This window comes from Streptomyces sp. NPDC057543, from assembly GCF_042801895.1.
GTDB lineage: Bacteria > Actinomycetota > Actinomycetes > Streptomycetales > Streptomycetaceae > Streptomyces.
Genome location: NZ_JBHVFF010000441.1, coordinates 1 through 4,754 on the forward strand (window position 1 = coordinate 1; position 4,754 = coordinate 4,754).

At 68.0% G+C, this 4,754-nt stretch carries 5 protein-coding genes; all 5 read left to right on the forward strand.

Translation table 11 applies throughout. From position 1 onward, the window contains the following. On the forward strand, window positions 1-1,724 hold a 1,724-nt coding region (locus ACFU8Q_RS39220; protein ID WP_384464310.1), incomplete at its 5' end, for an FAD-dependent oxidoreductase. A gap of 674 nt (window positions 1,725-2,398) precedes the next feature. Further along, window positions 2,399-2,974, forward strand: a complete 576-nt coding sequence (locus tag ACFU8Q_RS39225) for a helix-turn-helix domain-containing protein (RefSeq protein ID WP_384464319.1) — start codon at window positions 2,399-2,401, stop codon at window positions 2,972-2,974. Further along, window positions 2,922-3,086 (forward strand): peptidoglycan-binding protein, encoded by a 165-nt coding sequence (locus tag ACFU8Q_RS39230; protein ID WP_384464313.1) that lies wholly within the window; start codon window positions 2,922-2,924, stop codon window positions 3,084-3,086. The genes ACFU8Q_RS39225 and ACFU8Q_RS39230 overlap by 53 nt, the downstream gene beginning before the upstream one ends. Beyond that, window positions 3,083-3,919 (forward strand): helix-turn-helix domain-containing protein, encoded by an 837-nt coding sequence (locus ACFU8Q_RS39235; protein WP_384464316.1) that lies wholly within the window; start codon window positions 3,083-3,085, stop codon window positions 3,917-3,919. The genes ACFU8Q_RS39230 and ACFU8Q_RS39235 overlap by 4 nt, the downstream gene beginning before the upstream one ends. 45 nt (window positions 3,920-3,964) lie before the next feature. Then, window positions 3,965-4,078 (forward strand): DUF6308 family protein, encoded by a 114-nt coding sequence (locus ACFU8Q_RS39240; RefSeq protein ID WP_384464322.1) that lies wholly within the window; start codon window positions 3,965-3,967, stop codon window positions 4,076-4,078. Window positions 4,079-4,754: the final 676 nt, after the last annotated feature.

Consider the following 4,754-nt stretch of genomic DNA (forward strand, 5'->3'; position numbering starts at 1 on the left):
GTGCCTTAGGGGCCGCTGGCAGCGCGGCCGCGGCCTCCTCCGGCAAGCGCGTCGCCGTCCTCGGCGGCGGAGTCTCCGGCCTCAGCGCCGCTCACGAACTCGCCGAACGCGGGTACGAGGTCACGGTCTACGAGTACTACGACGCCCTCGGCGGCAAGGCCCGCTCAATGGACGTCCCCGGGACCGGAACGGGTGGCCGCAAGCCGCTTCCCGGCGAGCACGGCTTCCGCTTCTTTCCCGGCTTCTACCGGAATTTGCCGGACACCATGCGCCGCATTCCCTTCCCCGGCAACACGAACGGCGTTCACGGCAACCTCCGCAGTGGTACGGAGGCGTTGTTCGGGCGCGGCTCGGGCCGCCCGGACCTGCACTTCCCACTCCGCCGGGTCACCACCCCGCCCGCCCCCGGTGACCTCACCCCGTCCTGGATCCGCGACCAGATTCTGTCGGTGCTTGACCTCGCCACTCACCTGCCCGCCAACGAGGCCGCCTACTTCGCCGACCGCCTCCTGGTCCACCTCACCAGTTGCGACGCCCGCCGCGAGGACCAGTGGGAGAAGGTCGCATGGTGGGACTTCATCCGGGCCGGCGGGATGAGCCGCGAGTACCAGGTGCTCCTCGGCATCGGCCAGACCCGCAATCTCGTCGCCACCCGTGCCGAGCTCGCCTCCACCCGCACCGTCGGCCGCGTCATCATCGAGGCCCTCCTTCTGTGGGGCCTGCTCGGCCGCGGCATGGACGGCGACGCGGACGTCGACCGGGTGCTGAACGCCCCGACCAGCGAGGCGTGGATCGACCCCTGGGAGACGCATCTTCGCTCCCTGGGTGTCGAATTCGTGCTCGACACCGAGGTCCGGGAGGTGGTGTACGGCGGCGGCCGGGTGACCGGCGTACGGGTGGCGGCGCGCGACGGCAGCCGGACGCGCACCATCACCGCCGACCACTACGTCTCCGCCCTCCCGGTCGAGCACGCGCGCGTGACCTGGGGCCCGGCCCTGCGCGCCGCCGACCCGCAGCTCGGGCGGTGCGACGCGCTGAAGACGGACTGGATGACCGGCGTGATGTTCTACCTGCGCACGCCCACCCCCGTCGTGCACGGCCACATCAACTGCCTCGACTCACCGTGGGCGGTCACCGGAATCAGCCAGACGCAATTCTGGGATGTACGGGACTTTTCGCGGGACTATGGAGACGGGCAGGCCCACGAGTGCCTGTCCACGATCATCTCCGAGTGGGACAAGCCCGGCATCCTGTACGGCAAGACGGCCCGTGAGTGCACCAAGGACGAGATCGTCGCCGAACTGTGGGCCCAGCTGAAGGACGGGCTGAACGACTCAGGCAAGACGACGCTCAGGGACGAGGACCGGCTCGGCTGGTTCATGGACCCGGCGGTGACGGGCCTCGGTGGCCCCGATCCGCAGAACCGCGAACAACTCCTCATCCACCCCACCGGCACGCTCTACCGTCGCCCATCGGCGAGGACAGCGGTGCCGAACTTCTTCCTCGCGGGCGACTACGTCCGTACAGATGTGGACCTGGCGACCATGGAGGGCGCCAACGAGTCCGCACGACGTGCCGTCAACGCACTCTTGGAGGCGGACAATTCGGGTGCCGCGCGGTGTCACATCTGGGAGTTGTTCCGGCCTCCGGAGATGGAGCCCCTGAAGCGGGTCGACGAGGTGCGCTATCGGCTGGGGCTGCCCAACACCTTCGACCTGGGGTAGCACCCGGCATCGAGTTGCGCCGGAAGGGCCGCTGCCCCGGCTGCGGCCCTTCAACCGAAACGGCGTGGTGCTGCTAGAGCATCCACACCGCGCCGCACGGCGGGTCGAGGTACATGGCCAGGACCGCATTCCGATGGCCAGCAGGCGTGCTCACGCCCACTCAACTCCCAGTTCCCGCAGTGCGTCGAGCTGGTCCTGGGCGAGTTTGTCGCGCCTGGTTTTGTGTTGGAGACCCATCCGCGCAGCTTCACGTTCACCGGTTCGGTCTCGTCGTCGACGGTGATCTGTTCGCTGTGGCCGCGTGGTACCGGCCTGCCCGCGCCTTCCCGCTCGAGCGAGGGCCGTTACGCCCCGCCTGAAGGCCGCTGATGCCTTCCCTGCCGCCTTGGCACCCTTGGTCGCGGGGGCTGGGGTGGGGGAGAGGAGTTCCTCGCCGACCCCTCGGCCCGGGCCCTGCCGGGCCTGGGCGACTGTGGCGTGCTGGCCTGCACCCGCCGGGCCGTCACCGCCGTGGGCCACCGGCTCTGCTGTCCGCACGCAAGCAGCTCAACCACCTCCGCAAGGAGGGGACCATCGACGAGCACCTGTGGCTGCGGACCGCGGCGTCGGGCTGCAGCGGCGCCGAGATCAGGCCGAGTTCGCTGGATGAGCGGGTGCGGAATCTGGTTGTCCAGATGCGTCGGCTGAAGGATCGAAGCGGGCTGAGTCTGGCGTCGCTCCAGACCAAGACGGGCTACAGCAGTTCGTCCTGGGAGCGCTACCTCAACGGGAGGGCGCTGCCGCCGCAGAAGGCGGTGGAGGAACTGGCGCGGGCGGGTGGCGTTGATCCGGCCCGGCTCCTGGCGCTCCACGAAGTGGCCCAGGAAGCGTGGAAGCAGGAAGTCGCCACAGCACCAGCTGTGGACACACCGGAACCGAGGAACACGCGGCGAGTGGTGCTGATCGGCGTGTGCACGGCTGTGGTCCTCGGCGTGCTGCTCGCCGGACTACTGATCACGGCGCCCTGGAAGGACGGCGAGCAGGGACAGAACGGCGTGTCCGGAGCGCAGCCGAGCTCAGCCTCGACGTCTCGTGGAGCCTTCGCATACAAGGCAGGCAAAGACCTACCCCTGTACGGTCAACCGGAAGAACAGTCGGCTGTATGCGGGCTACAGCTCCACCCGCACCGCCCTGCTCTCCGGGCCGGGGTGGGATGTCGTGGAGGCGCAGCGCCTGCTGAGGCATCAAGGCTTCGATCCAGGTGGTGTTGACGGCGTCATCGGGCCAAAAACCACGCGGGCCGTCAAACGCCTGCAGCAGAAGGCCGGATTGCCACCCGACGGCCTCGTAGGCGCGCAGACCTGGCAGGTACTGCGGGGATGACGGACACCGCACCGCCCGCTGCCGCGCCCGCATGCACGCGGCTGGCCAAGGGATTACAAGATCTCAAGACCCGGACCGGCCTGAGCCTGACCGCACTGGCCGAGCGCACCGCGTACAGCAAGTCTTCCTGGGCGCGCTACCTCAACGGCAAGCAACTCGCCCCGCGCGAAGCCGTAGAGGCACTGTGCACAATGGCAGGGGAGCCACCAGGACGCCTGGTGGCCCTGTGGGAACTGGCTGAGCTGGAGTGGAGCGGTCGTCATAGGACATCAGCCGCGGCATCACCGCACAATGACCAGCCGGGCAATGGCGGTACGTCTGGCCGCCTCGCAAACCGATGGAGCACCGGGCCGCAAAGGTGGGCGCTTGCCGCAGCGGCATGTGCGGTCGCGCTGGCGACTGCGACATGGGTGACGACCTCACGCGGCACAGACGCCAAGGACACCGCGAGGCAAACTGCGCCCTCCGCATTGCCTGCACCCGGATGCCGTGCCCAGAAATGTGCGGGCGAGGACCCGGAAATGATGGGCTGCGCGACTCCCGGGCAAGCCCAGAGACTTGGCTTGCCGTACCAGACCCGTACCGGAGCGCGGCTGTCAGTCACTTTCAGCACGAAGTGCCACACCGCGTGGGCACTGGCGTGGAACACGCATATCGGAGACGTACTCGAAGTGTCGGTTCCCGGCCGCAGACCGGAACGGGTCAAGGTCGCTGACACACTCGAAGCAGGGGAGCCCCTCTTCACGCCCATGATCGACGGCAGCGACCTCACCGGACTGCAGGCCTGCTTCGAACCGGCAGACGGCAGGCACAGGGAATGCGTCCACCGCTGACCGGGGGGGCGACCTGGCGTCGGGTGGGTCACCGCTGGGAAACTCCTGGCCCGGAAGCGTCCTCGCCTGTTGCCCGTCTACGACCGCGTCGTGCGCTGCGCCGTCCGGCCGACCGGAGTCGTTTTGGCTCGCCCTGTATGCCGCCCTGTGTGCCGATGACCACGCCCTCCACCGTGAGCTGATGACGTTGCGGCAGGCTGCTGGGCTTCCTGAGTCGGTCAGTGTTGCCCTTGCCGAATACCTCATCCGCCGTGGTGGGAGCGGGCGTTCCGGGTTTCGCGGCTGGCGGCCGTGGTCGCTGGAGTCGGCGCTCTACTCGCCGGTCGCTACGTGGGGCTGGCGTATCGTAACCCCTATGTCCAAGCCTGCTTTTTCGGTGGAGGCTCGGGTGGGTTGATCTCATGGGCGACCAAGGCCAGCCGCCGATCGTGGTGGGGGTGGGTATAGGTTGCGCCTTCGGCATGGCACAGCGCCGCTAGCAACGGTAACCCACGCCGCCCGTCAGTGGTGGCCGCGTGACTCGTAGTTGCGGCTCCGGCGTGGCAGCCCGCCGCTGGAGCCGGAGAGGACTGGCCGGATGAATTCGAGGGAAAGTAAGCTCGAACCCTATATCGGAATGGTTTGCTGCATTGCATCCATGACGATTATCGGGATCTTATTTGGGCGTGGACTCCCGATGTGGGCGCCTGCGGTCCTTGGGGGGGTGGTCGGCTATACATGCTGGCTGGCGTACCGGGCGTACCGTTCGCTGAGAAGAAGCAAGGAGAAGCCTTCGAAGTGACGAATCCGGAACGAATGTGTGACGCCGTACCCTCACTGGCGACACGGGCGCTGT

Excerpts from the sequence above, each read along its gene's own strand:
- ACFU8Q_RS39225 (WP_384464319.1), top strand. The coding sequence starts at position 2,399 with ATGCGTCGGCTGAAGGATCGAAGCGGGCTGAGTCTGGCGTCGCTCCAG.
- ACFU8Q_RS39235 (WP_384464316.1), top strand. The coding sequence starts at position 3,083 with ATGACGGACACCGCACCGCCCGCTGCCGCGCCCGCATGCACGCGGCTG.